This is a genomic window from Streptomyces sp. YKOK-I1 (genome assembly GCF_054660435.1).
Window position 1 is genome coordinate 3,348,487 of record NZ_BAAGDR010000001.1, and the last position, 24,106, is coordinate 3,372,592.

At 70.5% G+C, this 24,106-nt stretch carries 24 protein-coding genes, 1 tRNA gene and 1 pseudogene; 9 read left to right on the top strand and 17 right to left on the bottom strand.

Annotated features, from left to right (window positions below; translation table 11 throughout):
• Window positions 1-33: 33 nt before the first annotated feature.
• The 3 genes and pseudogenes from ACYQ8Q_RS14470 to ACYQ8Q_RS14480 all read left to right on the top strand — a co-directional run bounded on the left by ACYQ8Q_RS14470 (window position 34) and on the right by ACYQ8Q_RS14480 (window position 2,978).
• Window positions 34-2,100 carry an FAD/NAD(P)-binding protein gene (locus tag ACYQ8Q_RS14470; RefSeq protein ID WP_460065083.1) on the top strand — a complete coding sequence of 689 codons (2,067 nt, stop codon included), beginning with the start codon at window positions 34-36 and terminating at the stop codon, window positions 2,098-2,100.
• Window positions 2,061-2,186, top strand: a pseudogene (locus tag ACYQ8Q_RS14475) (DoxX family protein); the annotation flags it as partial. The gene ACYQ8Q_RS14470 and the pseudogene ACYQ8Q_RS14475, both read left to right, overlap by 40 nt.
• Window positions 2,187-2,366: 180 nt before the next feature.
• Window positions 2,367-2,978, top strand: coding sequence for a DedA family protein (locus ACYQ8Q_RS14480; RefSeq protein ID WP_460065085.1), 612 nt, complete (start codon window positions 2,367-2,369; stop codon window positions 2,976-2,978).
• Window positions 2,979-3,186: 208 nt separating this feature from the next.
• On the opposite strand, the gene ACYQ8Q_RS14485 is transcribed toward ACYQ8Q_RS14480, so the two are convergent.
• Together ACYQ8Q_RS14485 and ACYQ8Q_RS14490 are read right to left on the bottom strand one after the other, a co-directional pair.
• Window positions 3,187-3,414: a DUF2277 domain-containing protein gene (locus ACYQ8Q_RS14485; RefSeq protein ID WP_460065087.1), complete on the bottom strand. Its 228-nt coding sequence runs from the start codon at window positions 3,412-3,414 to the stop codon at window positions 3,187-3,189.
• Window position 3,415: 1 nt separating this feature from the next.
• On the bottom strand, window positions 3,416-3,958 hold the full coding sequence (locus ACYQ8Q_RS14490) for a GNAT family N-acetyltransferase (protein ID WP_460065088.1): 543 nt from the start codon (window positions 3,956-3,958) through the stop codon (window positions 3,416-3,418).
• 100 nt (window positions 3,959-4,058) lie between these two features.
• Here ACYQ8Q_RS14490 and ACYQ8Q_RS14495 point away from each other — a divergent pair, with 100 nt between their 5' ends.
• A complete protein-coding gene (locus ACYQ8Q_RS14495; RefSeq protein ID WP_460065090.1) occupies window positions 4,059-4,904 on the top strand; it encodes a serine hydrolase domain-containing protein in 846 nt (281 codons plus the stop codon).
• Between the two features lie 79 nt (window positions 4,905-4,983).
• Window positions 4,984-5,328, top strand: coding sequence for a hypothetical protein (locus tag ACYQ8Q_RS14500; RefSeq protein WP_460065092.1), 345 nt, complete (start codon window positions 4,984-4,986; stop codon window positions 5,326-5,328).
• On the opposite strand, the gene ACYQ8Q_RS14505 is transcribed toward ACYQ8Q_RS14500, so the two are convergent.
• The 3 genes from ACYQ8Q_RS14505 to ACYQ8Q_RS14515 all read right to left on the bottom strand — a co-directional run bounded on the left by ACYQ8Q_RS14505 (window position 5,325) and on the right by ACYQ8Q_RS14515 (window position 6,594).
• Window positions 5,325-5,963, bottom strand: a complete 639-nt coding sequence (locus tag ACYQ8Q_RS14505; RefSeq protein ID WP_460065094.1) for a DUF305 domain-containing protein — start codon at window positions 5,961-5,963, stop codon at window positions 5,325-5,327. The genes ACYQ8Q_RS14500 and ACYQ8Q_RS14505 overlap by 4 nt on opposite strands.
• A gap of 90 nt (window positions 5,964-6,053) precedes the next feature.
• Complete coding sequence (locus tag ACYQ8Q_RS14510) at window positions 6,054-6,452, bottom strand: DUF6153 family protein (RefSeq protein ID WP_460065095.1); 399 nt, start codon at window positions 6,450-6,452, stop codon at window positions 6,054-6,056.
• A gap of 67 nt (window positions 6,453-6,519) precedes the next feature.
• Window positions 6,520-6,594, bottom strand: a tRNA-Val gene (locus tag ACYQ8Q_RS14515).
• Window positions 6,595-6,774: 180 nt separating this feature from the next.
• Here ACYQ8Q_RS14515 and ACYQ8Q_RS14520 point away from each other — a divergent pair.
• Both ACYQ8Q_RS14520 and ACYQ8Q_RS14525 read left to right on the top strand, forming a co-directional pair.
• Window positions 6,775-8,145: a hypothetical protein gene (locus tag ACYQ8Q_RS14520; RefSeq protein ID WP_460065096.1), complete on the top strand. Its 1,371-nt coding sequence runs from the start codon at window positions 6,775-6,777 to the stop codon at window positions 8,143-8,145.
• 97 nt (window positions 8,146-8,242) lie between these two features.
• Window positions 8,243-8,761 carry a DUF4383 domain-containing protein gene (locus ACYQ8Q_RS14525; RefSeq protein ID WP_460065098.1) on the top strand — a complete coding sequence of 173 codons (519 nt, stop codon included), beginning with the start codon at window positions 8,243-8,245 and terminating at the stop codon, window positions 8,759-8,761.
• On the opposite strand, the gene ACYQ8Q_RS14530 is transcribed toward ACYQ8Q_RS14525, so the two are convergent.
• The 3 genes from ACYQ8Q_RS14530 to ACYQ8Q_RS14540 form a co-directional block, all read right to left on the bottom strand.
• Complete coding sequence (locus ACYQ8Q_RS14530) at window positions 8,762-9,934, bottom strand: amidase domain-containing protein (RefSeq protein ID WP_460065100.1); 1,173 nt, start codon at window positions 9,932-9,934, stop codon at window positions 8,762-8,764.
• A gap of 131 nt (window positions 9,935-10,065) precedes the next feature.
• Complete coding sequence (locus ACYQ8Q_RS14535; RefSeq protein WP_460065101.1) at window positions 10,066-11,346, bottom strand: polysaccharide deacetylase family protein; 1,281 nt, start codon at window positions 11,344-11,346, stop codon at window positions 10,066-10,068.
• A 45-nt stretch (window positions 11,347-11,391) separates the two neighbouring features.
• Window positions 11,392-13,581 carry a transglycosylase domain-containing protein gene (locus ACYQ8Q_RS14540; protein ID WP_460073315.1) on the bottom strand — a complete coding sequence of 730 codons (2,190 nt, stop codon included), beginning with the start codon at window positions 13,579-13,581 and terminating at the stop codon, window positions 11,392-11,394.
• Window positions 13,582-13,870: 289 nt separating this feature from the next.
• On the opposite strand from ACYQ8Q_RS14540, the gene ACYQ8Q_RS14545 reads away from it, so the two are divergent.
• Window positions 13,871-14,095, top strand: coding sequence for an FmdB family zinc ribbon protein (locus tag ACYQ8Q_RS14545; RefSeq protein WP_460065104.1), 225 nt, complete (start codon window positions 13,871-13,873; stop codon window positions 14,093-14,095).
• Window positions 14,096-14,112: 17 nt separating this feature from the next.
• Here ACYQ8Q_RS14545 and ACYQ8Q_RS14550 read toward each other — a convergent pair whose 3' ends face one another.
• From ACYQ8Q_RS14550 to ACYQ8Q_RS14560, 3 genes are read right to left on the bottom strand one after another with little or no spacing between them, the layout of a single operon-like run.
• Entirely contained in the window at window positions 14,113-14,925 is an 813-nt protein-coding gene (locus ACYQ8Q_RS14550; RefSeq protein WP_460065106.1) for an HAD family hydrolase, read from the bottom strand.
• Window positions 14,925-17,366: a phosphoribosyltransferase gene (locus ACYQ8Q_RS14555; protein WP_460065108.1), complete on the bottom strand. Its 2,442-nt coding sequence runs from the start codon at window positions 17,364-17,366 to the stop codon at window positions 14,925-14,927. The genes ACYQ8Q_RS14550 and ACYQ8Q_RS14555 overlap by 1 nt, the downstream gene beginning before the upstream one ends.
• Window positions 17,367-17,392: 26 nt before the next feature.
• On the bottom strand, window positions 17,393-18,559 hold the full coding sequence (locus ACYQ8Q_RS14560; protein WP_460065111.1) for an HpcH/HpaI aldolase/citrate lyase family protein: 1,167 nt from the start codon (window positions 18,557-18,559) through the stop codon (window positions 17,393-17,395).
• A 185-nt stretch (window positions 18,560-18,744) separates the two neighbouring features.
• Here ACYQ8Q_RS14560 and ACYQ8Q_RS14565 point away from each other — a divergent pair, with 185 nt between their 5' ends.
• Window positions 18,745-19,494, top strand: a complete 750-nt coding sequence (locus tag ACYQ8Q_RS14565; protein WP_460065113.1) for a TerD family protein — start codon at window positions 18,745-18,747, stop codon at window positions 19,492-19,494.
• Window positions 19,495-19,512: 18 nt separating this feature from the next.
• Here the strand turns inward: ACYQ8Q_RS14565 and ACYQ8Q_RS14570 are convergent, their stop codons facing one another.
• The 6 genes from ACYQ8Q_RS14570 to ACYQ8Q_RS14595 all read right to left on the bottom strand — a co-directional run bounded on the left by ACYQ8Q_RS14570 (window position 19,513) and on the right by ACYQ8Q_RS14595 (window position 24,046).
• A complete protein-coding gene (locus tag ACYQ8Q_RS14570) occupies window positions 19,513-20,250 on the bottom strand; it encodes a TerD family protein (protein WP_460065114.1) in 738 nt (245 codons plus the stop codon).
• A 114-nt stretch (window positions 20,251-20,364) separates the two neighbouring features.
• On the bottom strand, window positions 20,365-21,513 hold the full coding sequence (locus ACYQ8Q_RS14575; protein ID WP_340380042.1) for a DUF475 domain-containing protein: 1,149 nt from the start codon (window positions 21,511-21,513) through the stop codon (window positions 20,365-20,367).
• Window positions 21,514-21,639: 126 nt separating this feature from the next.
• Window positions 21,640-22,215, bottom strand: coding sequence for a TerD family protein (locus ACYQ8Q_RS14580; protein ID WP_460065115.1), 576 nt, complete (start codon window positions 22,213-22,215; stop codon window positions 21,640-21,642).
• A 118-nt stretch (window positions 22,216-22,333) separates the two neighbouring features.
• Entirely contained in the window at window positions 22,334-22,909 is a 576-nt protein-coding gene (locus ACYQ8Q_RS14585) for a calcium homeostasis/redox stress adaptation protein (RefSeq protein ID WP_055632983.1), read from the bottom strand.
• A 121-nt stretch (window positions 22,910-23,030) separates the two neighbouring features.
• A complete protein-coding gene (locus ACYQ8Q_RS14590) occupies window positions 23,031-23,489 on the bottom strand; it encodes a peroxiredoxin (protein ID WP_359287187.1) in 459 nt (152 codons plus the stop codon).
• A gap of 119 nt (window positions 23,490-23,608) precedes the next feature.
• Window positions 23,609-24,046, bottom strand: a complete 438-nt coding sequence (locus ACYQ8Q_RS14595; protein WP_340380034.1) for a DUF3052 domain-containing protein — start codon at window positions 24,044-24,046, stop codon at window positions 23,609-23,611.
• Window positions 24,047-24,106 lie beyond the last annotated feature (60 nt).

The following is a 24,106-nucleotide window of genomic DNA, read 5'->3' on the forward strand; positions in this document are numbered from 1 at the left end:
CCATCGCGCCCCACACGCCCGGGAGTCATCCCCTTGCCATCAGTGAACGCGGAAGTGCAAGCGCCGACGGCGTCCGTCGCCCTGGCCCTGGTCGGCGCGGGGCCGCGCGGGACCAGTGTCCTGGAACGCCTCTGCGCGTCCGCGCCGGAGCTCCTCCCGCCGGGGGTGCGGCTCACGGTCCACGTCGTCGACCCCGATCCGCCGGGGCCCGGCCGGGTGTGGCGCACCGCGCAGTCGCCGGAGCTGCTGATGAACACGGTGGCCTCGCAGGTGACCCTGTTCACCGACGACAGCGTGGACTGCGCCGGCCCGATCCGCCCCGGCCCCAGTCTCCACGCGTGGGCGGGCAGCACGCTGGACCCGGACGAGTACCCGACCCGCGCGCACTACGGCCGCTACCTGGAGTGGGTGTTCGCGCGGACCGTGCGCGAGGCGCCGCCCGCGGTGCGTGTGGAGACGCACGCGGCCCGTGCCGTGCGCCTGGACGACGCGGCCGACGGCCGCCAGGTCCTCACCCTCGACGACGGCCGGGTCCTCTTCGGCCTGAGCGCCGTCGTCCTGGCCCAGGGCCATCTGCCGCTGGTCGCCGACGGCGCGGAGCAGCGCCACACGGCCTACGCCGAACGCCACGGCCTGCGCCACATCGCCCCCGCCAACCCGGCCGACGTCGACCTCTCCCCCGTCGCACCCGGCGAACCGGTCCTGCTGCGCGGCCTGGGCCTCAACTTCTTCGACCACATGGCCCTGCTGACGACGGGGCGGGGCGGCCGCTTCGTCCGGGCGGAGGGCGGCCCGGGCTCCGCCGGGCTGCGCTATCTGCCGTCCGGCCGGGAGCCCCGGATCCACGCCGGGTCGCGGCGCGGGGTTCCGTACCAGGCGCGGGGGGACAACGCGAAGGGTCCCTACGGGCGGCACCTGCCGCTGGTGCTGACGCCTGAGGTGATCGCGGGCCTGCGCAAGCGGGCGGACTCCGGGGAGGCGCCCGACTTCCTGGCGGACATCTGGCCGTTGGTGGCCAAGGAGGTGGAGACGGTCTACTACACGGCCCTGACGGGCCGGGCGGAGTTCGCGGACCGGTTCCTCCCCGTGCCGCACCGGGATCCCGAGGAGGCCCGGATCCTGGACGCGTTCGGGGTGGCGCAGGCCGACCGCTGGAGCTGGGACCGGATCTCACGGCCGTACGCGCGGCGGCGGTTCGCGCACCCGGGGCAGTGGCGGGAGTGGCTGCTGGCCCATCTGCGGCAGGACGCGCGGGAAGCGGAGCGCGGGAACGTGGCGGGCCCGCTGAAGGCGGCCCTGGACGTGCTGCGCGATCTGCGCAACGAGCTGCGGCTGGTCGTCGACCACGGCGGGCTCGCCGGGGCCTCCCGCCGGGACCACCTGGACCGCTGGTACACCCCGCTCAACGCCTTTCTGTCCATCGGCCCGCCCCGGCGCCGCATCGAGGAGCTGACCGCGTTGATCGAGGCGGGTGTGGTGGAGGTGCTCGGCCCGCGTCTGGAGGTGCGCGAGGAGGACGGGGCCTGGGTCGCCCGCTCCCCGGAGGTACCGGGCTCGGCGGTCCGGGTGACCACGCTGGTCGAGGCCCGGCTGCCGGAACCGGAGCTGCGCCGCACCGCCGACGCCCTGCTGGCCCGGCTGCTGAAGACCGGGCGGTGCCGTCCCCACACGGTCGACGGTCATGTCACCGGTGGACTGGACGTGACACAGCGCCCGTACCATCTGATAGACCGTCAAGGTCGGGCGCACGCACGGCGGTTCGCGTTCGGGGTGCCCACCGAGGGGGTGCACTGGGTGACGGCGGCGGGTGCCCGTCCGGGCGTGGATTCGGTCACGCTTTCGGACGCGGATGCGGTGGCGAGAGCCGTCCTACGTGCGGCGACGGCGGAATCGGGGCCCCGGACGGAGCCCGGCCCATGGCCGAATGTTGAACTTGCAAGCATTGATGGAGTGCGCCTAGCGTTGATCGCTCGTTCGGTACCGCCGCCCCCACCGACGGACCGCCCCGTGCCCCACTCGGACGGTCCGCCCGACCCGACACCGAAGGAGCACCCCCCACCATGTCCGCTCGCCTCAACACCGCACAGCCCTATGCGTTAGGGCTGTTCCGCATCGTCGTGGGCCTGCTGTTCGCCTGCCACGGCGCCGCCTCCCTCTTCGGCATCCTGGGCGGAGCCGTCGGCACGTACGCCGGGTGCCCTCGCCACGACGACCGGGAGGGCACCCGTGTTCACAGGCACGGCGTCCGGGGACTGCGAGCGGGTCCGGGAGTGAATGCGCCCTGCGAACACAAACACCCCCCGTGACCCTTCTGTCACCTCTCCCGCGTACGCTGTATGGCTGTCATTGTCACGGGGGAGAGAACGGTGTTCGAGAGTGTGGGGGCCTTGCTGGGCAGCCCTTGGATCTACGCGTTGGTGGGCCTGTCGGTCCTTCTGGACGTGTTCCTGCCGGTCCTGCCGAGCGGGGTGCTCGTCATCACGGCGGCCACCGCGGCGGCCGCCGGCTCGGGCGCGGCGACCGGTCGGGTGCCGCACGAGGTGCCGGACATCCTGGCCCTGATCCTCTCCGCGACGACCGCGTCGGTCCTGGGCGACCTGGTCGCCTACCGGCTGGCCTGGCGGGGCGGTGAGCGCCTGGACCGGGCGATCTCCCGCTCCCGGCGGCTGACCACCGCGCAGGAACGTCTCGGCGAGGCCCTGGCCCGGGGCGGCGGCGCCTTGGTCGTCCTGGCCCGGTTCGCGCCCGCCGGCCGCTCGGTGGTCTCCCTGATCGCCGGTGCCGCGCACCGCCGCGCCCGTGACTTCCTGCCCTGGTCCGCGCTGGCCGGGCTGTCCTGGACCGCGTACAGCGTGGCCCTCGGCTACTTCGGCGCGCACTGGCTGGGCGCCACCTGGCTGGCGACGGGGGTCTCCGTACTGGCCCTGTTCGGGGCGGGCGCCGGAGCGGCGTACGTCATGCGCCGCCCGGCGGCATAGCCCGGCCTAGGGCGTGTTGCGAAAGTCCCGTCGTCCGCCCGGAGGGCGGGCCGACCGGCGTCCGGTGCGTGCTCTGGGGGTCCCCCCGGCCGAAGGCTGGGGGAGTGCCGGGCGGAGGCCCTCGTACTGGATGTACTTGGGTTTTCGCCCGGTGCGGCGAGAGTGCGTGCCGGGCGTCGGGCGGCAGGCGGGACTTTCGCAACACGCCCTAGGACGCCCGGCTCGCCGCGCCCCTCACCTCCAGCCCGCCCAGCAGCTGGGCCGTGGCCTCGGCGATCGCCTCGACGGCGTGGTCGAACACCTCCCTGTTGTGCGCGGCCGGCGCCCGGAACCCGGACACCTTCCGGACGTACTGCAGGGCGGCGGCGTGGATGTCCTCCCGCGTGGCCTGCTCGGGCAACGCGGGAGGACGCAGCGTCTTGATACTCCGGCACATGTCACCAGTCTCCCTCGGACCGGGCGGGGCCGCGCAGGTCGACGTACCAGTCGTTGGATCGGATCGGGTTGCCCTTCGGGTACTCGAAGTCGGCCTGGCCGCGCAGGGTGAAACCGGCCTTGCGGCACACGGCGTTGGAGGCGGCGTGGTCGACCTTGGGGAAGGCGTGCAGGGCGAGGTGACCGCCGCGCGCGGACTCCTCGCGGACGACGGATATCAGCCTGCGCGCGGCCGAGGCGGCGAGGCCTCTGCCCTGGAACTCGGGCAGGACCCCCCAGCCGGTCTCCCACACCTCGGCCCCCTGCCAGACGCACTCCCAGTGACCGATCGCCCCGACGCTCTCCCCGCCCTCCGCGAGCACGACCCGGTACATCCGGCCCGCCGGCAGCTCCAGATAGCGCCGGTGCCGGTCCACGAGCTGCTCCTCGCTCTCCGGTCCGCCGAGATGGCCGGTCATCTCCGGGCTGTTCTGCCGCCGCAGCAGCCAGAAGTCGCCCTCCGCCCAGGGCACCAGCCGCACCTGCTCCACACCTGTGGGGTCCATGCCTCCACCGTAGGACGGGGGTCTGACAATCGACGGTCCACCGAAGGACCTTGGCTTTACTGACCTGGCACCGGCCTGCCCCCGACCCCGAAGGATCCCCATGCGGCGCCGTGTCCCGACCTGTGTCCTGACCTCCGCGGGTCCGCCCGCCCTCGCCGACGGTCACGCCGTCGACCGGTACGTGCAGATCGGCTCGCTCACCAAGGCCGTCACCGGGACGGTGCTGACCCGGATGGCGGCGGCGGGGGCGCTGTCCCCGGACGACCCCCTCGAACGGTGGCTGCCCGAGGCCCCCGCGACCGGGATCACCCTGCTCCAGCTCGCCCGGCACACCTCCGGTCTGCCCCGGCTGCCGCCCGTACCGCTGCCGCGCCGGGACCCGTACGCCGCCTTCGACCGCCCCGCGCTGCGCACCCTGGTCCGCCGCCTCGACACCCTCGTCACCCGTCCCCCGGGCCAGGAGGAGGAGTACTCCAACCTCGGGTACGCGGTGCTCGGCGCGGCGCTGACCGCCGCCGCGTCCGGGGCGTCGTACGAGGAACTGGTGACCGAGCACGTGCTGCGCCCGCTGGACGTCACGGAGGTCGGCGCGCACCCCGCTGCGGAGCGGCGGCTGCTCGCTCCCGGGCGGTTCGGCAGCACCGTGCGGCCCTGGACGATGGACGGCGCGATGCTGCCCGCGGGCGGTCTGTGGGCGACGCCCCGGGCGACGGCCGAGCTGGTCGTACGGCTGCTGGTGGAACGCCGGCTGGGGGATCCCGCGCCGAGCTGGCAGACGGCCGGGCCGCTGCGCTGGCACAACGGGGCGGTGGGCCGCGCCTCGGTCTTCGCCGGGGCCCTGCCGGACGGCACCTGGGTCGTGGTCCATCGCCTCAACGGGGACGCGGACGCCACGGACCACATGGGTGTCGCCACCCTCGAGCAGGGCCGCACGGCCGCCCCCTGACCCCTTCATCGAACATACGTTCACACGAACACCTCAAAGGAGCTCGCCCCTCAAAATCGAACAGGCGTACCATTGCCGTGTGGCTAAGACCTATGACTTTCCCAGCGACCTGCGCGCCGGTCAGGAGGAGCTGCATCAGGTCCGGGCCGAGCTGTCGGCCCTGCTGAAGCGGCTCCCCTGGTCGGTGGAGCCCCTGGACGGATTCAGCGACGCGGGCGGCTGGCGCAAGATCGAGCGCCCCGCGTCCCCGGGCTGGACGGCCGACGAGCAGGCCGAGGTGGAGAAGCTGCGGCGGCGCGAGCACGAGCTCGCGGTGTTCGTGAGCTGCCACCGCTTCTGGTCGGAGGTCGCCGCCGAGGACCGGGTGGAGGCCCGCACGCACCTCAAGCACGTGCACGGCACCCCACCCGGCGGGGCGGACTAGCTCTTCCCGGCGAGCAGCCCCTTCATCTCGGCGATCTCCGCGGTCTGGCCGGTGACGATGTCGTCGGCCGTGTCCTTGGCCGCCTGGTAACGGCCCTTGTCCCGCTCGGTTCCGGCCATCGCGACGGCGCCCTCGTGGTGCTCGACCATCAGGGTCAGGAACGCGGTGTCGAAGGCCGCGCCGGACGCCTTCTCCAGCGTCTTCATCTCGGCGTCGTCCATCATCCCGGCCATGCCGCCGGAGCCGGAGTGGTCCATGCCGGGCATGGAGTCGTCCGCCGACGCGCCCTCCTCGGGCACGTCCTCGCCCCAGGCCTCCAGCCAGCCGGACATCTTCTCGATCTCCGGGTCCTGGGCCTTCTCGATCCGGGCCGCGAGGTCCTTGACCTGGGCGGAGGAGGCGCGGTCGGCGGCGAGCTCCGCCATCTGCAGGGCCTGCCGGTGGTGCGGGATCATGCCCTGCGCGAAGGTGACGTCCTGGGCGTTGTGCTCACCGCCGGAAGCGGCCGCGGAGGCCGAGGAGCCCGAGGAGGCGGACTCGCCGTCACCGCCGCACGCGGTGAGGAGCAGCGCGGCGCTCACGGTCACGGCCGCCAGCGCGGCACGGCGGAACGGGCTGCGGGTGGTGCTGGTCATGCGGGAACTCCTGGGGAGAAAAGGGTGCGTGGACACGTCGGCGCAACCCCGCCGGCCCGTCGTACGGGGGCGTGGCGCGCGAAGCGGTGTCTAGATCCGCAGGAGTTGGAGTTCCGCCAGGGAGGGTGGCGCGCGGGCGCCGTCGGGGGCCGCGACCGCGTACGGGCACGGCGTCTCGTCCGGAACGGCCACGGGGGCGGGGTCGGGCACCAGGCCCGGCAGCACCGGTCCCCCGCTCACGGCGGCCGAGGCGCAGGTGGAGTCGGCGTGCCGGGCGTGTCCGCCCCCGCAGTGGCCCTCGTCCCCCGCACAGCCGTCATGGCCCTCGGCGAAGGCGACGGACAGGCCGGCCGCGACGGCCGGCATGGGGCGCGGCTCCGTATGCGCGGACGCCACTCCCCCGGGCGCGAGGCCGTGCATGCCGAGCAGGCCCACGAGGAGCCCGAGCACGCACACCGCCCGCCGCCACAGTCCGTTCACAGCCGCCATCCTAGGCACAGCGTGCCCCGGACACGCGCAGGGCCCCCGGATCTCTCCGGGGGCCCTGCGGTGTTCCTGGTGGGCGCGGACGGTTTCGAACCGCCGACATCCTGCTTGTAAGGCAGGCGCTCTACCCCTGAGCTACGCACCCAGGACGAGTCGACAGCCTACATTGCCCTGGGCCGTGTCCCGCAAACGTGTATCGGCGCCGGTGGGAAAGTCACGGTCCGAAGTCACGGTCCGCACGGTGAACTGACCGGCCCGTGTGTTCGTCTTCAACCGGTGGGAGAATGAACACCGGTTCAGGCGAATCACAGCACGGGAGAGGGATGTGACGGCGACACCACCGCAGCCGCACTCGCCGTTGGTGCCGCGCGCACACCGCCCGGTGAAGGACGCCCTCACGCTGCTCGCCCTGCCGCTGATCGTCGCGCTCGCGCTGCCCGCCGCGTTCGCCGGCGGCGGCACCCGGCGCTGGTTCGGCGGGCGGGCGGAGGGCCAGCGCGCCGAGGCGCAGGCCGCGAAGGACGCGGCGGCGGCCGCGTTCTACGAGCTGGACACCGCCCAGCGGGATCTGCGGATCTCCATCGAGACGATCACGGCGGTGGACGACAGCCCGGCCGCCCGGCGCGCGGTCTCCGGCTTCGAGGAGATCGGCCGGCGCATCGACGAGGCCAGCGGCCGGTACATCGACGCGGTCGACGCCCATGACCTCGACCGGGACGACCTGGAGGCCTCGGCGGCGGCGCGGGCGCGCACCGAGCTGACCCGGGCCAGGGACGAGCTGGGCAACGTCAAGAAGGAGCTGGATCGTTTCGCCGAGGGGCTCGGCCCGCTGCTCGGCAAGGCCGAGACCCAGCTCGCCCGGCTGGCGCCCGCCGTGGAGCGGGCCCGGCAGGCGCTGCTGGCCGCGTCGAACGCACTGGACGCGGTACGGCGGACCGGGCTGACGGCGGACGACCTGGCGGCCCGGCTCGCCGCCCTCGGGCCCGAGCTGACGCGGATGAACCAGGGCGCGGGACAGCACGGCGTGCCGCAGACGCTGGAGCGGGCCGAGCGGGTCTCGCGGGAGGCCGCGGCGGTGCGGGCGGAGGCGGAGCGGCTGCCGGAGAAGGCCGCGGAGATCGACCACCGGCTGGTGTCGCTGCGGACGCGGGCACAGGCGCTGACGACCCGCGCGGGCCAGGTCGACCCGATCCTGAGCGAGCTGCGGCGGCGGTTCGCGGCGGCCTGCTGGCAGGACCTGCAGCGGGTGCCCGAGCAGGCCGCGGAGAACATACGGCAGGCGGAGGCGAGGCTGCGGGAGGCGCAGACGGCGCGGGACGCCCAGCGCTGGCCGGACGCCACCTCGCTGCTGTCCACCGCGCGGGCGCTGCTGAACACCACCGACGAGGCGGTCTCCGCCGCCGGTGACCGGCTGAACCGGCTGAACGCCGTGCAGAAGGACCCGCAGGCCGAGATCGACCGGACCCGGTTCGCGATCCGGGACGCGCAGCGGCTGGCGATGGCCGGGCGCAACACGCCCGATCCCCGGGACGCCCGTCCCCTGGACGAGGCGGTGGCCCGGCTGGAGCGGGCGATCGGCACCCTGGAGGGCCGCCACCCGGACTACTGGCACTTCCTCACCGAGACGGAGGGGGTGCGGCAGGCGGTGGCCGCCGTGGTGTCCCGGATCCGCGAGGAGCGCGGCGCGGCCCACTGACGGCCGCCGGCACGGACGTTTGCCGCGGGAGCCGGGCGGGCGGATATTGGGGTAGGTACGGGCCTCCCTCGGCACATCCACGCGCAAGGAGGCGGAGATGGCCGCACACGCACTGCACGCCCGTCGGCGGATCCGGCTCGACGACCACCTGCCCGTCGACCACCGGCTGAACCTGGTCTACCGGATCGGCGCCGGGCTGATGGGCCTGGGGCTCGTCGTCTTCGGGATCTTCGGGGTGATCGACGAGATCGGTTTCTTCGACACCGGCGGGGACGAGGTCTGGAGCCTGAACACCAACGGCGCGCTGAGCTGGCTGTCCATCGGGGTCGGACTGCTGCTCTTCGTGGGCATGGTCATCGGCGGGAACTTCGCGTCCACGCTGAACATGACCCTGGGGATCCTGTTCATCCTCAGCGGCTTCCTGAACATGGCGCTGCTGGAGACGGACTACAACTTCCTGGCCTTCAAGATCCAGAACTGCATGCTGAGCTTCGTGATCGGGATCCTGCTGCTGGTCTTCGGGATGTACGGCAGAGTCGGTTCGGCCCTGCCGCACGACAACCCGTACTGGCGGGCCCGCCACCCGGAGGCGGCGGACCGGCCGTCGATCGAATGATCAGGTGCGGTAGGCGTAGTAGTACGCGTTCGGGTACGACGCGACGAGGCTCGCCACCGACCGGCGCAGCGTGTTGTTCGAGTGATAGGTCACGTACGGGATGCCGTTGGCCTTGTACGTGACGATCATGGTGTGGTCCTTGGACCCGTCCCGGTCGAAGTCCATCTGGAGGACGTCGCCGACCTCGAGCTGGTAGACGTTCGCCAGCGCGGTCGTCCGCTTGGAGTTCTGGGCGAACCACGACCACTCGTTGACGCCGACGAACGAGTCCGACTGGATGTCGGCGTTGCCGAACCACTTGGTGTAGTCGTAGACGTAACCCGGGACGTGCTTCCAGCCGCCCGCCTTCAGCGACTGGCTGACGAAGTTGGTGCAGTCGCCGCCCGCGGTGTGGTTGTTGAAGTCCGGGTAGTCCTTGTTGTACGTGTACACGTACTTCTCGGCGTAGGCCGCCATGGCCTTGTAGTCGTACGTGGTGCCCGTCTTCGGCACGGCGACCGGGTTGCGGGTGGTCGCCGCGCGCGCGGCGTTCGGCATGGTGTCGTCGGCCGTGGTGGCCTTGACGGACGCCACCGGCTTGGACAGCGTGTTCACCGCGAGGCCACCCTGGGCGGTGTCCGTGATGCCGGCGAGCTGCCAGTTGCCGCTGCGGTCCGCCTTGAACGTCAGCTCGTGCTGCGCCTGGAAGCCGGTGGTCTTCGGCTGGCCGGCGGCGGCGCTCGCGTAGGTCAGGGTCGTGGTCTCGGTGACCGAGGCCTTGGCCGTACGGCCCGTCACACGCGTGGCGTTCAGCGTGACGGTGGTGGCGGCCTTGCTGTACTTCTCGCCGGCCTTGGCCAGCTTGTCCTTGCGCTGTCCCAGCGAGGACAGGGTGGCGTCCTCGGTGCGGGCGGTGCCGGCGGACAGCTTGACGTCGCCGGAGAAGCCGTTGGTCAGCGGCTTCTCACGGTCGCCCTGCTTGCCGGTGACCAGGGCGTCGGTGCGGTCGGTGAAGACCGCGTCCGCCAGCCGCTGGAAGGTGGCCTTCGTCTTCGCGTCGACCGTGGGGTCGTCGACGACCGCGGCGCCCGCGGACCAGTTCGGGAGCAGCGCCGCCCCCGCCACGACCGAGGCGGCGGCCGCCCCGAATATCGTGGCGCGGCGCCTCGAACGGCTCAATTTCCTTGACTTCACTGATGTTTCCCCTCTTGCCCGGCGGAGGGATGCCGGGGAGGGCATCTTTGCATGGGGTGTGTGGGTGATGTGAAGAGGGGTACGGTTGAGGTTTGGTTACTTCACCGTCGCCTTCGCCGTCAACTGCGCCGTCACTTCACGACGGTCGACCAGTCGGCCGGCGACTGGGCCGGATCCAGGCTGCGCAGCGCCGCCAGCGTCTCGGGCTTCTGCACGTCCATCCAGTCGGCCAACTCCTTGAAGGACACGCACTTGACGTCCTTCTTGGTGCACACGTTCTCGATGACGTGGTCGACGGCCTTCATGTAGATGCCGCCGTTCCAGTTCTCGAAGTGGTTGCCGATGAACAGCGGTGCGCGGCTGCCGTAGTAGACGCGGTTGAAGCCGGACATGTAGGAGTCGATGGTCTCCTGCTGCCACTCGGCGTACTTGGCGGGGTCGCCCTCGGTCTCGCCGTTCGACTGGTTGTAGAGGAAGTTGAAGTCCATGGACAGGGCCTGGATGTCGCCGTACGGGAGTCCCTGGAGCGGGAAGTCCCACAGGCCGTCCTTCTTCGTCGGCCAGACCTGCAGACCGCCGGGGTTGGAGGCGTCGTAGCGCCAGCCGTAGCTCTTGGCCGCCTTGAGCAGGTTGGTCTGCCCCTCCAGGCAGGGCGCCCGGCCGCCGGTGACCTCCTTCTTGAAGTCGAAGGGCAGCGGATCCATGTCCGTGTAGCCGGTGTTGGTCTTCCAGTTCTCCACGAACTCGTAGAACTGGTCGATCTCGCTCTTCCACTGCGCGACGCTCCAGTCGCCGCCGCCCTTGGCCCCGCAGAAGTGCCCGTTGAAGTGGGTGCCTATCTCGTTGCCCTCCTCCCACGACGCGGCGAGCTCCTCCAGCGTGGTGCGGATGTGCTCGTCGGTGGGGAAGCTGATGGCCGCCGCGCCCTTGTCGTGCATCGGCGGGGAGTACAGGTCCCGCTTGCTCTTGGGCAGCAGGTAGATGCCCGTGAGGAAGAAGGTCATGTGGGCGTTGTACTGCTTGGCCATCTCGCGGTAGTGCTCGAAGAGCCCGTCGTCGCCCGCGAGCGCGCCGTCCCAGGAGAGGACGACGAACTGGGGCGGCTTCTCACCGGGCTTGAGGGGTTCCGCCTTCAACTGGTCCTTCTGCGGACCGGTGTACGAGGTGGAGCCGTCCCCCAGGACGTGGGTCTTGCCGTCCCACACCGGCTCCTTGCTCGCCTTCGCCGACGCCTTCTTGCTGTCCCCCGAGGACGCCGTGGGCTGGGTGTTGTCGGTGCGGTCGAGCACCAGGTAGCCGCCCATCAGCGAGGCGACGACGAGAAGCGCCGCCAGGGTGAGGAACCCTGGGTGCGCGGCGGCGGTGCGGCGCGGTTCCGCGGCCTTGCGGCGGCGGCCCGACGGTGACTTCATGTGCGGCTCATTCTCCGGGTTGGGGACGCGGGGCCCGTTCGGTGGTCAGCCGAGCGGGCTCATGGCACTGGACCAGATGCCGTACGGGACGCTGTCGTCGGTGGCTCCGGCGATGCCCTCCAGAGGCAGTGGTTCAAGGCTCTTGGTGAGGTCGATGCGGTACGCGACGACCGCGGTGGAGACCTTCTTGAAGGTGCCGACGTACCAGGCTGCGGTGTCCTTGTCGGTGGTGCCGGCCTTGCCCGCCGGTACGGACCCGGTCGAGGAGACGGGTACGTCGGACGGGTGGGCGGTGCGGAAGGAGTCGGTGAGCGCGGAGGTGACCTCCTCGGCCACCGCGGTACGCAGCGCCCGCTTGGGCTTCGGCGTGTCCAGGGGCAGGTCGGAGCCGTTCCGGGTGATCCTCAGCACCGAGTACGGCTCGGTGTGCCTGCCGTCCGCGGCGAAGGTGGAGTAGCCGCTCGCCATCCGGATCGCGCTGGGTGTGGAGCTGCCCATGGACAGCGCGGGCACCTGGGCGCCGATGCTGGACGCCAGGAAGCCGGAGGCCTCCGCGGTCTGGCGCACCTTGTCCAGGCCGGTGTCCATGCCGAGCTGCATGAACGGCGTGTTCACCGACAGCTCCAGCGCGCGGTGCAGGGAGATCTGCCCGTAGGACCTGCCGCCGTCGTTCTCGGCGGCGACCCGTTTGCCGCTGCGGTCCCAGTAGTAGCCCTCGGGGGTGGTCAGCAGGACCTTGTCGTCGCCGTTGTAGAGCGAGTCGCCGGTGACCTCGACGGCGTCCCCGTCGTCGCGGGTCTTGTGGACGCCGTTCTCCAGCCCGGCGGCGTAGACGAAGGGCAGGAAGGCGGAGCCGGCCGGGACGGTGGTGGCGTTGGACTCGTTGTAGCCCTGCGTACGGTGGTCGGGGCCGCCGTAGACGGCGAGGATCCGTCCGTCGGAGGTGACGGAGGCGGCGCCGTAGTGGGCGGCCTTCGCCTTCTTCGGGTCGTCCTTGAGGGCCTTCTTGCGGGCGGCGGTGACGGCCTTGGTGAGCTTGTCCTCGCGCTTCTTGTCGAAGGTCGTGTAGATCTGGTAGCCGCCCAGGTCGAAGTCCTTGTCGGAGATGCCCCCGGACTTCTTGGCGTACTGGGTGGCGAGCTCCACCAGGTAGTCGCTCTGCTCACCGGTGTCGTACAGCGGGTTGCTCTTCAGCGGCTCGGGGAACTTCGTGTACTTGGCCCGCTCGGCCTTCGACAGCTTGCCGATCTCGACCATCCGGTCCAGGGTCCACTGCCAGCGCTCGACGGCGCGGGCGCGGTTGGCGCTGGACAGGGTCGGGTCGTACAGGCCGGCACCCTTGAGCAGGGAGGCGAGGAACGCGGCCTCGCTGGCGTTGAGCTCGCCGACGTCCTTGCCGTAGTAGGCCTGGGCGGCGCGCTGGATGCCGTAGGTGCCGCGGCCGAACCAGCTGGTGTTGAGGTAGCCCTCGAGGATGTCGTCCTTGCTCATCTGGTTGTCCAGCTTGAGGGAGATCATCGCCTCGGTGAACTTGCGCCCGATCGTCTGTTCCTGGTTCAGGTAGACGTTCTTGACGTACTGCTGGGTGATCGTCGAGCCGCCCTGGGTGTCGCCCTGGCCGATGGTGCGGAACAGGGCGCGGCTGATGCCCTTGACCGAGATGCCGGGGTCGCTGTAGAAGCTCGCGTTCTCGGCGGCGAGGACCGCCCAGCGGACGTCCTCGGGGATGTCCTTCAGCGGCATCGCCTGGCGCTGCACCCAGCCGGTGCGGGCCATGGGCGTGCCGTCGGACCAGAAGAACACGTTGTCCTGCTGGGTCGCGTAGGAGTTGAGGTTCTGCGGCACGTCGGTGGCCGCGTAGGCGACGACGAGGAGGAAGGTGCTCAGGCCCAGGGACGCGAAGAAGCCCCCCAGGCACTGCCGCCAGGAGGGTATCCAGCGCCGCCAGTCGCTGCGGCCGGGGCGCGGGTACTGCGGGCGGAGCTTGCGGGCGTAGGGAGTGACACGAGTCACATAGGGGCCCAGCACCGCGACAAGGGGGGCGAAACGGGATCCCAAAACCCTAGATATTCGGGCAAACAGGGAGGGGCGTGGGGCCTTGCGGCGATTTCCCGAAGTACGCGTTTTCTCCGAGGTTCCCGAAGTCCCCGACGTGTCGGGCACTTGAGGAATGTCCGACACCCGCAGCTGCATGGTCTCGTCCGCCCGGAAAGCGGCGGGGAGCTTCAACTGCATGGTTTCGTCCGGCCTTTGGGGCTCCTCCCCCTGCCCCACCTGGTCCACTACGCGTCTCCCTCCGCACCTTCGTGTTGCTCGCACAGGCAGACGTACAGACGTACGAGGGTCTGACATGGTTGCCGTGGACTCGGCTGCAAACCCTGAATCCCCCCGACCTCGCGGTTCATCGCGGCACCCTCAAATTACCAGCGCCCTTCGCAAATTCTCCACATAAGAAATCGACAGAAGCAAACAGAGGGAAAACTCTGATGGGGTCTGCCCGGCATATGAGGATTAACCTGTCGCCATGCCTCGCTACGAGTACCGCTGCCGGACCTGCGACGACACATTCGAACTGAGCCGTCCCATGGCCGAGTCCGCCGCCCCCGCCGCCTGCCCGGCCGGCCACGACGACACCGTGAAGCTGCTCTCGGCCGTGGCCGTCGGCGGCACGGCGAACGCCCCCGCGCCCAGGGCGGGCGGCGGGGGCGGGGGTGGCGGCGGCTGCTGCGGCGGAGGCTGCTGCTCCTGACCTCAGGGCCTGTCGCCCTACCGGGGTCCTCGGACCTCCTTCAGGAACTCCCGCAGGATGCGCTCCCCGGCGAGGACGCCCCGCTCGGGCAGGGCGGTGATCCCGGGGGCCGTCCACTCCGTCTCGGCCAGCTCGCCGTGGCCCGGCCGCCAGCCGCGGTCCACGGCCAGCAGCAGATCGGCGTCGAGCAGGGAGTCCCCGGCGCCCAGGGTCAGCTCGGCGCCGGTGCGCCGGGCCACCTCGCGCACGGCCGCGCTCTTCGTCAGCGGCTTCGGCACGGCGTAGATCTTGCGGCCCTGCAGCGACACCGTCCAGCCCCGGTTCTCCGCCCAGGCCGCCAGCTCCTTCACCCACTCCTCCGGCAGCAGCTCGCGCTCCACGACGAGATAGGCGAACAGGTCCTCGGCGACCCGGTGCTTGCGCACCCACAGCGGGTCGGCGGTGGCCTCCAGATGCGCCCGGACCTCGTCCAGGGGCGCGCACTGCTCCGCCAGCCGCGCGAGCACCCCCGCGTGCCAGTCCTGGTCGGTGACCCCGTCGACCAGGATGTGGCCGCCGTTGGCGCAGATCGCGTACTTCGGGGCCGGCCCCGGGAGGTTGATCCGCAGATACTGCTTGCGGGTCCGGGTGGTCGTCGGCGTGAACACCGCCGCGTCCCCGAGGTCGGTGAGCAGCCCGGCCGCCGTCTCCGTCATGAACGACAGCGGCCTGGCCTCGTGCACCTCCACGCACAGCAGCCGGGGCGCCCGCGCGTCCGGCATGGTCAGCGCCAGCGCCGCCGGGGAGTAGATCAGCGTTCGGTCGAGGTCGCTCGCCACCAGCACGGCCATCAGAGTGCCACCGCCTTGCCGTCGGCGCCGGTCGCCCCGCGCGTGTACTTCGGATGGATCAGCCCCACACAGGTGTACGGCAGCTCGCCGACCTCCTCCACGGGCACCCCTCTCTGCTCCGCCAGGAGCCGTACGTGGTCCAGGTCGGCGCCCGCCCCGGCCCGCGCCAGGATCTTCCAGGGCACCCGGCGCAGCAGCACCCGGGTGGTCTCGCCGACGCCCGGCTTGACCAGGTTCACATCGTGGATGCCGTACTCCTCGCTGATCCGCTCGACGGCCGCCCAGCCCTCCCAGGTGGGCGTACGGTCGCTCGCGAGCAGTTCCTTCACCGCGGCGGCCACCGCCTCCGCGACCTCGGCGAACCGGTCGGCCACGGCGTCCAGGAAGGCCACGGACACATCCGCGCCGGCCAGCTCCCGGTAGAACTTCGCACCGTGGAAGTCGTCCGGGCCCACCAGGTCGGCCCGCAGGACCGTCCGCGAGATCAGCCCCGAGACCGTCGAGTTCAGGCAGGCCGAGGGGATCAGGAAGTCCTCGCGGGTGCCGTACGTCCGCACGCACGAGCCCGGATCCGCCAGCACCGCGATCTCCGCGTCGAACCCGGCCGCGCCGCCCGCCGCCTCGAACTCCTCGATCGCCGCGGCCAGCTCCCGGGTGATGGCGCCCTTGCCGGTCCAGCCGTCGACGAACACCACGTCCCGCGGGTCGTGGTGGGCGGCCAGCCAGCGCAGCGCGTTGGCGTCGATGCCCCGGCCGCGCACGATCGACACGGCGTAGTGCGGCAGGTCGAGACCGTGGCGGAACTGGGCCCAGCGGCGCATCAGGACGCCCACGGGGGTGCCGGCGCGGGCGAGGGAGACCAGGACCGGCCGGGGGGAGCGCTCGGCGATCACGGTCTCCGTGACGACGCCCACCGCCTGCGCGATCCGCGCGGCCGAGGTCTCGAGCGCCGCCTGGAACAGCTCCTGGTACTGCTCGCTCGGCTGGTACTCGACCGGCAGCGACTCGGCGTAGTGCGCGCCGCCGCTCTGGATGGCCTCCTCCCGCTCCTCGGTCGGTGCCTCCAGGGTCACGTCCGAGAGGTCCTGGAGCAGCCAGCCGACCTCCTCGGGCGCGTACGAGGAGAAGGCGGGGCCGCGGAGGGGCTCGGGCAGCATGGGGAGCCTTTCGGGGACGTACGACGGGATGACCGCCAGGACCACGTGCGGGGTGTGTGCGGCGAGCTGGGCCAGCAGGCCGTCGGGGGCGTGCAGCGCGGGGGTGTCGGCGGCCGAGTCGACGACGGCCACGACGGCGTCGAAACCGGCGCCCGCGACGTTGTAGGCGTACCGGTCGCCGGGGCCGTCGGCGGGGTCGTCGTGGGCCGGGAAGACGAGGCGGCTGCGGATGGCGTAGCCCGGGTCGTCGACGGCGAGGACGGGGGAGCGGGTGGTGGTGCTGTAGCGGACGTCCGTGTTCGTGAGCTGTTCCAGGGCTTGGGCGAGGCGGAGGGGGGCGTACATCAGCTCTTCGAAACCGAGCACCAGGACGCGGCCTGCGTCCTGGGGTAGTGCCTCCGCGAGGCGGGCGGCCATCGCGGGGAGTGCGGTTTCCAGGCGTATTCGGTGCTCGGGGGTGAAGCCGTGGCGACCTCCGTCGGGGAGGTTCGGGGGCCATTCGAGATCGATCGTCTGCGGGCCGGTGGGGGCCTTTCGCGCAGTTCCCCGCGCCCCTGAGTCGGCACACGCGTACTCGGCCACAAGGCTCTGGCCCTTTTCCAGGACCCCCTCCGGCAGTCGTACCGTGCCCGTCGCCGTGGCCACCAGGTCGACGCGGGCGCCGATCTCGCCCGCGAACGCCTCCAGGCGGCCCGTGTCCTGCGGGGACCTCATGTCCACCAGGGCGACCACCACGTAACGCTCCCGTGGGTAGCGGTCGTGCAGGTCCCTGATCGTGTTCATGATCGTGTTGCCCGTGGAGAACTCGTCGTCGACCAGGACCAGGGGGCCGGTGCCGACCAGCAGGGTCGCGTCCTCCGGGAGGAGCAGGTGGGACGTCGCGTGGGAGTGGGACTCCTCGAAGCCGCCCGCGGGGGCGACGCCGGCGACCGGCCGGCGGGTCGAGTGCAGGTAGGGGGCGAGACCGAGGCCGTCGGCGACGGAGTGGCCGAGGCCCGTGGCGGTCTCGGCATAGCCCAGGACGACCGCCCGGCCGCTGTCCGCCTCGCCGAGCAGGTCCCGCACCCTGCGGCCGAGGGCGAGGCCATGGCCGTACACGACGGACGGGGACTGCGGGACGTGCTTGCCCAGCACGTGGGAGACCAGCAGATGGGCCCGCTTGGGGTTGCGGCGCAGGGCCAGTCCCAGCATCTGCGTGAGCGAGTCGTCCCCCGCGATCTCGACCCCGAGCCGCTCGGCGACCCAGCTGCCGGACCAGACCCCGTTGTTCACTGCGTTGTTCATGCGTCCCTAGAGAGTGAGGTGGTATTTCAGCCGGGGATGCCGGCGGCGAGCAGGTCGACGAAGCTGACGTCCTCGTTGGCCACACCGAAGACCTCGGCCCGGAGCATCGTGCGCTCGGCCCAGGCGCGGTGCGGCTTCACCTCGTTCATCTTGTTCGTGTACTGGGACCTGAGCACACCCCCACCGCCGCGTTCCGGCCGCAGGATGTCCGCCGCGTCGCTGTACTCCTCGTGGCTGACGACGGACAGCGCGTGCACGGCCGGGACGTGGGAGGGGTGGATGCAGGTCTTGCCGAGCAGACCGTTGGCCTGGTCGAGGGAGATCTCGCGCAGCAGCCCGTCCATGGCGTGCTCGATCAGTCTCTCGCGCAGTTCCACGGCCTGTCCCTCCAGGAAGGGGCTGTGCCGCAGCATCGGCTTGAACATGCGCTCCGGGACCCGGAAGTACTCCCACACCGGCCCGGTCACCGTGAACCCGGTGCCGTCGGCGCGGCCCAGCATGTTCACCACGTCGGCGATCACGGAGGCGACGATCTGGACGTCGTAGGCGGTCATGTCGGGCGCCCGGCGCAGACCGTACGAGGAACAGAAGTCGGTCACCCCGAGGCGGAGCGCCAGGACCCGGCCGCGGTACTTGTCGACCGCGCGGGCGATGCCCTCCAGGGCGTCCACCCGGGACTCCCGGTACATCAGCTCGGGGGTCTCCAGGACGGGCATGCCGAAGAGCCGGCGGCCGCTCGCGTTCTCCGCGGTGGCGAGGGCCTCCAGGAAGGGGATGCCGCGCTCCTCGGTGAACTTCGGGAACACGAACCCGCTCAGCAGGCTCGTGTGCGGGCCGAGGCGGCGGACGAGGTCGGGGATCTGCTCGGGCGTGCGCACCCGGATGAACAGGAGCGGCCGGTCCAGGTCGGCGCGGCCCGCGAGGTCGGCGAACTGGCGGACGAGGTTCTCCTCGCCCGCCGGGACGTCCTCGTCGCCGATGGAGTCCTCCAGGCACAGCACCATCGAGACCACGCCGCGCGCGGTCTGCTTGACGATGTCGTCGGCCAGCCGGGGGCGGGTGGCCGGGCTGTAGAGCGTGGCGCCCAGGGCCGCGGAGAGCAGCCTGGCCGGGGAGTCGGCGTCGAAGACGCAGGGCTCCCGGTGGAAGAGACGCTGCCGCACCTCGGGGGCGAGGTGCCCGAAATGACGCATAAAACTCCCCCGTGTTGCAGGTCAGGCTGTGGATTCCACCTGAGGTGGCCGGTAATAGTACGTAGAAGTCCATGTCAGGGGTTCCCGCGGGGCATGAATTTCAGGTAACTCGCCCGTGTGGGTTCCGCTGTGTCTCCGTGTACCCCGCGTTGTCGTGATCAGGACCGAGAGGGCAGGATGACCGCATGACGCACGCGATGCTGAAGGGGTCCAACGTCCCGCTCAAGGCAACCACGGTACGCGCTGTACTGCGCTGGACGCCCGGGCAAGGGGTGCCGGACGTCGATGCCTCCGCACTGCTCCTCGGTCCCGACGGCCGCGTGCGCTCCGACGAGGACTTCGTCTTCTACAACCAGCCCCGGCACCCGTCCGGGAAGGTCTGGCGGCTCGGCAAGAAGCGGGGCGCCGAGGGCCTCACCGACACCATCCAGACAGATCTGGCCGGTGTCGAGCCCGGCGTCGGTCAGATTCTCCTGGTCGCTTCGGCGGACGGTGCCACCTTCGACGGCGTACGGTCGCTCAGCATCCTGCTGTACGACGCGACGACCGACGGTGACCCGATCGCCACGTTCGACATCCGTCCCGAGACGGGTGAGGAGACCGCGCTGATCTGCGGCGAGCTGTACCGCCGCGGCGAGGGCTGGAAGTTCCGCGCCCTGGGCGAGGGCTACTCCAACGGGCTGAAGGGCCTGGCGACGGACTTCGGCATCTCGGTGGACGAGTCGGAGGAGGCGGCGGCGGGCGCCGCGGACCCGGCCCCGCTCCCGCCCACCCCGAGCCTCTCCCAGCCCCTCCCGCCGGAGCAGCCCACCGCGCAGGTCCCCCAGCAGCAGCCGGCCTACGGCTACCCGAACAACCTGCCGACCCACGGCTACGCCTACCCGGACGGCTCCTTCCAGCTACCGCCGCAGGGCCCGCAATTCATCGGGCGGTGAGTGATCGCCCTTGCTTTTCTATTTCTCCACCTTCGTCTTGTAACCCCGCCCCCACTGCAACCCCCACCCGTACAGCCGGTCGAGCTCCGCCTGGAACCCGTACACGAACCGCACCTCCCGCCGCACCACCAGCTCCCCCTTCACGTTCTCGATCATCACCACCGCACACGACCGGGCCTGCGGATGCCGCTCGTCGAGGCCTATCTCGATCCGCGGCCCGTTGCTGGGGTACAGCGTCACCATCGCGTGCGTCCGGTCGAACGCCGGCGTCTGGTCGTAGATGTAGACGAACACCAGGAGCCGCTTGATGTCGTCGCGGTGGTCGAGGTTGACGTACATCGTCTCCCCCGACGCCGACCCGAACCGGTCGTCCCCGCTGAGCTTCACGTACGGCGGCGCGTTGACGTCCCCCAGCAGCCCGCCCAGCGGCTGTACGACCCCTTTCGTGCCGTCGGACAGCTCGTACAGGCATCCCAGGTCGAGGTCGACGTTGACCATGCTCTGGCTGTGCCCGATGACCTCCGGCGGTTTGAGCGCCTTGAAGGGGTGCCGCAGCAGACTCTCCCGCTGGGGCCCGCCGATGTCCGAGGTGCGCATCCGCCAGGTCAGGTTGACCCGCAGGTTCCCCGTGGCCGCGCCCTGTTTGGTCAGGGAGACATAGTGATGCCGCTTGGTCAGTTCGATCGCGTTGGTCGCCGCGCTGCCCGAGTCGAACTCGGCCGTACGGCTGCCCAGAAGCCCGTCGAAGAAGCCCATTCCCGCCCCCACGTTTCTCGCACGACATACCGGCGGGGCGGCCGTGGAGGACAGGTGTCCTCACCGACCGCCCCGCAAAGAGCGTTCCTCGGCGCAACCCGGTTCACACCGTGTCTAGACCCCGGACGAGACCTCGGTCTTCTCGTCCGAGCCCTCAGCTTTTCCCTCGGCCGCCGCCAGTGCCTTGTTGCGGCGCACGGAGGACCAGAACGACCAGGCGATCAGGACGACGCCGACGAGACCGGTGATGACCTCGTTGATCTCGTACTGGATGGTGACCATCAGGATCACGGCCAGGGCGCCGATCGCGTAGTGGGCGCCGTGCTCCAGGTAGACGTAGTCGTCCAGGGTGCCCTGGCGGACCAGGTAGACGGTGAGCGAACGGACGTACATCGCGCCGATGCCGAGGCCCAGGGCCATGAGCACGATGTCGTTGGTGATGGCGAACGCGCCGATCACACCGTCGAAGGAGAAGGAGGCGTCCAGCACTTCCAGGTAGAGGAACATGAAGAACGCGGCCTGGCCGGCCAGCAGCACCGCGGATTTCGGCTTGCCGGTGCGCGCGGCCTCTTCCTCCTCCTCGTGCTCGCGTTCCTCCTCTTCCTCGAGTTTGTCCTCGAAGTAGCCGGAGAGACCGCCGACGACCATGTAGGTGATCAGACCGGCGATGCCGGAGATCAGGACGGTCTGGGCCTTGTCGACATGTCCGCCGCCGTGCTGGTGGGCGTGGGTGGCGAAGGTGAAGGAGGTGATCAGCAGGACGATCAGGGCGATGCAGACCGACAGCATGTCGACCTTGCCGAGCTTGGCGAGCGGGCGCTCGATCCAGCGCAGCCACTGGATGTCCCGGTCCTCGAAGATGAAGTCGAGGAAGATCATCAGCAGGAACATGCCACCGAAGGCGGCGATCGACGGGTGCGCGTCGGTGACGAGCTCCTGGTAGCGGTCCTTGTTGTTGAGCGCGAGGTCGACGGCCTCGATGGGGCCCATCTTGGCGCTGATCGCGACGATCACGACGGGGAAGACCAGCCGCATGCCGAAGACCGCGATGAGGACGCCGACGGTGAGGAAGATCTTCTGCCAGAAGGCGTTCATCTTCTTCAGGATTCCGGCGTTGACCACCGCGTTGTCGAACGACAGCGAGATCTCGAGGACGGAGAGGATCGCCACGATGCCGAAGGCCTCCCACCCCCCGTAGAAGACCGCAGCGGCCAGGCCGAGCGCGGTCACCGCGAACGACCAGCCGAAGGTTTTCAGAAGCACTGGCTACCCAATCCCTGTGTGTACGGGTCTCCCCCGCGCCGTACTCGGCTTTACGAACTTTTGAAGCCGAAGTCTAGTCCCGCCCCCCTCGCAGCCCACGGGGGACCGGCTTTTGCTCATAACGCGTTATGTGACGTTGACCCCGAAGTCCATGGCGATGCCCCGCAGCCCCGACGCGTACCCCTGTCCGACCGCCCGGAACTTCCACTCGCCCCCGTACCGGTAGAGCTCGCCGAAGATCATCGCGGTCTCGGTGGAGGCGTCCTCACTGAGGTCGTAGCGCGCGAGCTCCTGGCCGTCGGCCTGGTTGACGACGCGGATGAAGGCGTTGGACACCTGGCCGAAGGTCTGGCCGCGCTCGTCGGCCATGTGGATGGAGACGGGGAAGACGATCTTGTCGCAGTGGGCGGGCACCTTCGCGAGGTCCACCAGCACCGACTCGTCGTCGCCGTCGCCCTCACCGGTGAGGTTGTCGCCGGTGTGCTCGACCGAGCCGTCGGGGCTCTTGAGCTGGTTGTAGAAGACGAACCACTGGTCCCCGAGCACCCGGCCGCTGTTGCACAGCAGCGCGCTGGCGTCGAGGTCGAAGGGGGCTCCGGTGGTGGAGCGCGCGTCCCAGCCGAGCCCGACCATCACCTGTGTGAGGTTCGGCGCGGCCTTGGACAGGGAGACGTTGCCCCCTTTGGCGAGCGTGACGCCCATATTGCTGGTCCTCCCCTGGTGCTGCCACGTGGTGCTTCTTCGGTTGTCCTGCGCGTCCGGCGCCGCCCCTAAACGGTGCGGCGCCGGACAAGGGTGAATCCTTCGGGCGCCCCCGGACTCAGACGTTGACGCCGAAGTCCTGGGCGATGCCGCGCAGGCCGGAGGCGTAGCCCTGGCCGATGGCGCGGAACTTCCACTCCGCGCCGTGGCGGTAGAGCTCGCCGAAGACCATGGCGGTCTCCGTCGAGGCGTCCTCGCTCAGGTCGTAGCGGGCGATCTCGGCGCCGCCGGCCTGGTTCACCACGCGGATGAACGCGTTGCGCACCTGGCCGAAGGACTGCTGGCGGTTCTCGGCGTCGTAGATCGACACCGGGAAGACGATCTTCTCGACGTCGGCCGGGACCGTCGCCAGGTTGACCTTGATCGCCTCGTCGTCGCCCTCGCCCTCACCGGTGGTGTTGTCACCGGTGTGCTCGACGGAGCCGTCGGGGCTCTTGAGGTTGTTGAAGAACACGAAGTTGGCGTCGCTGCCGACCTTGCCGGCGTTGTTCAGCAGCAGCGCGCTCGCGTCCAGGTCGAAGTCGGTGCCGGTCGTGGTGCGGACGTCCCACCCCAGACCGACGATGACCGCGGTCAGGCCCGGGGCCTCCTTGGTCAGCGATACGTTGCCGCCCTTGCTGAGGCTGACTCCCACGAGTCCTCCATTGGTGTCCAGGGGCGGGGAGCCCCGCCGTGCGTGGATAACGGATCTATCGGATCAACGAGTCGATCCTAGTGACGGGTTCCCGGCCCCCGCATGCCCTGGAGCCGATGAATCAGAGGGTGTCGAGCGCCTTGACGTACTCGCCGAGGTCACGGGCGTCCGGCAGCGCGTTGACGACGGTCCAGCGGACCACGCCCTCCTTGTCGATGACGAAGGTGCCGCGCACCGCGCAGCCCTTGTCCTCGGCGAAGACGCCGTAGGCGCGAGAGACCTCGCCGTGCGGCCAGAAGTCGCTGAGCAGCGGGTACTCCAGGCCCTCCTGCTCGGCGAAGACGCGCAGGGTGTGGATGGAGTCGTTGGACACGGCGAGCACCTGGGTGTCGCGGTCGGCGAACTTCGGCAGGTTGTCGCGCACCTCGCACAGCTCGCCGGTGCACACGCCGGTGAAGGCGAACGGGTAGAAGAGCAGGACGACGTTCTTCTCACCGCGGAAGTCGGAGAGCTTCACGGTGGCGCCGTGGTTGTCCTTGAGCTCGAAGTCGGGGGCCTTGTCGCCGACCTGGATCGCCATCGCGTGGATGTCCCTTCGGGTGGGGGCTGTCTGGGTGGGAACACCCTACGCAGCCGCCGCCCGAAGCCGACGGACGGGCCGAGCACGAGGGCTCGGCCCGTCCGAGGACGGTCTGCTTCCTACTTCTTGGACTTCGCGGCCTTGGGCGTCACCAGCCGGCTGCCGCTCCAGTCCTTGCCCACGCTGACGCTCTTGGAGGCGGACAGGCCCGCCGTCGTCGCGGCTTCCGAGATGTCGCTCGGCTCCACGTAGCCGTCACGGCCGGTCTTCGGCGTGAGGAGGAGGATCGAGCCGCCTTCTTCGATGTACGTGGTGGCGTCCACCAGCGCATCGGTCAGGTCACCGTCCTCGTCGCGGAACCACAGCACCACGGCATCGGCCACGTCGTCGTAGTCCTCATCCATCAGCTCGCTGCCGATGGTTTCTTCGATGGACTCGCGGAGCTCCTGGTCGACGTCGTCGTCGTAGCCGATCTCCTGGACCACCTGCTCGGGCTGGAAACCCAGCCTGACGGCAGGGTTGGTCCGCTCCTCCGCGTGGTCCGCGGTCGCGCTCACGGGTTGCCTCCTGATCATGTCTTGGGAATAACTCAGCCACGCGCGTGCGCGAAGCATTGG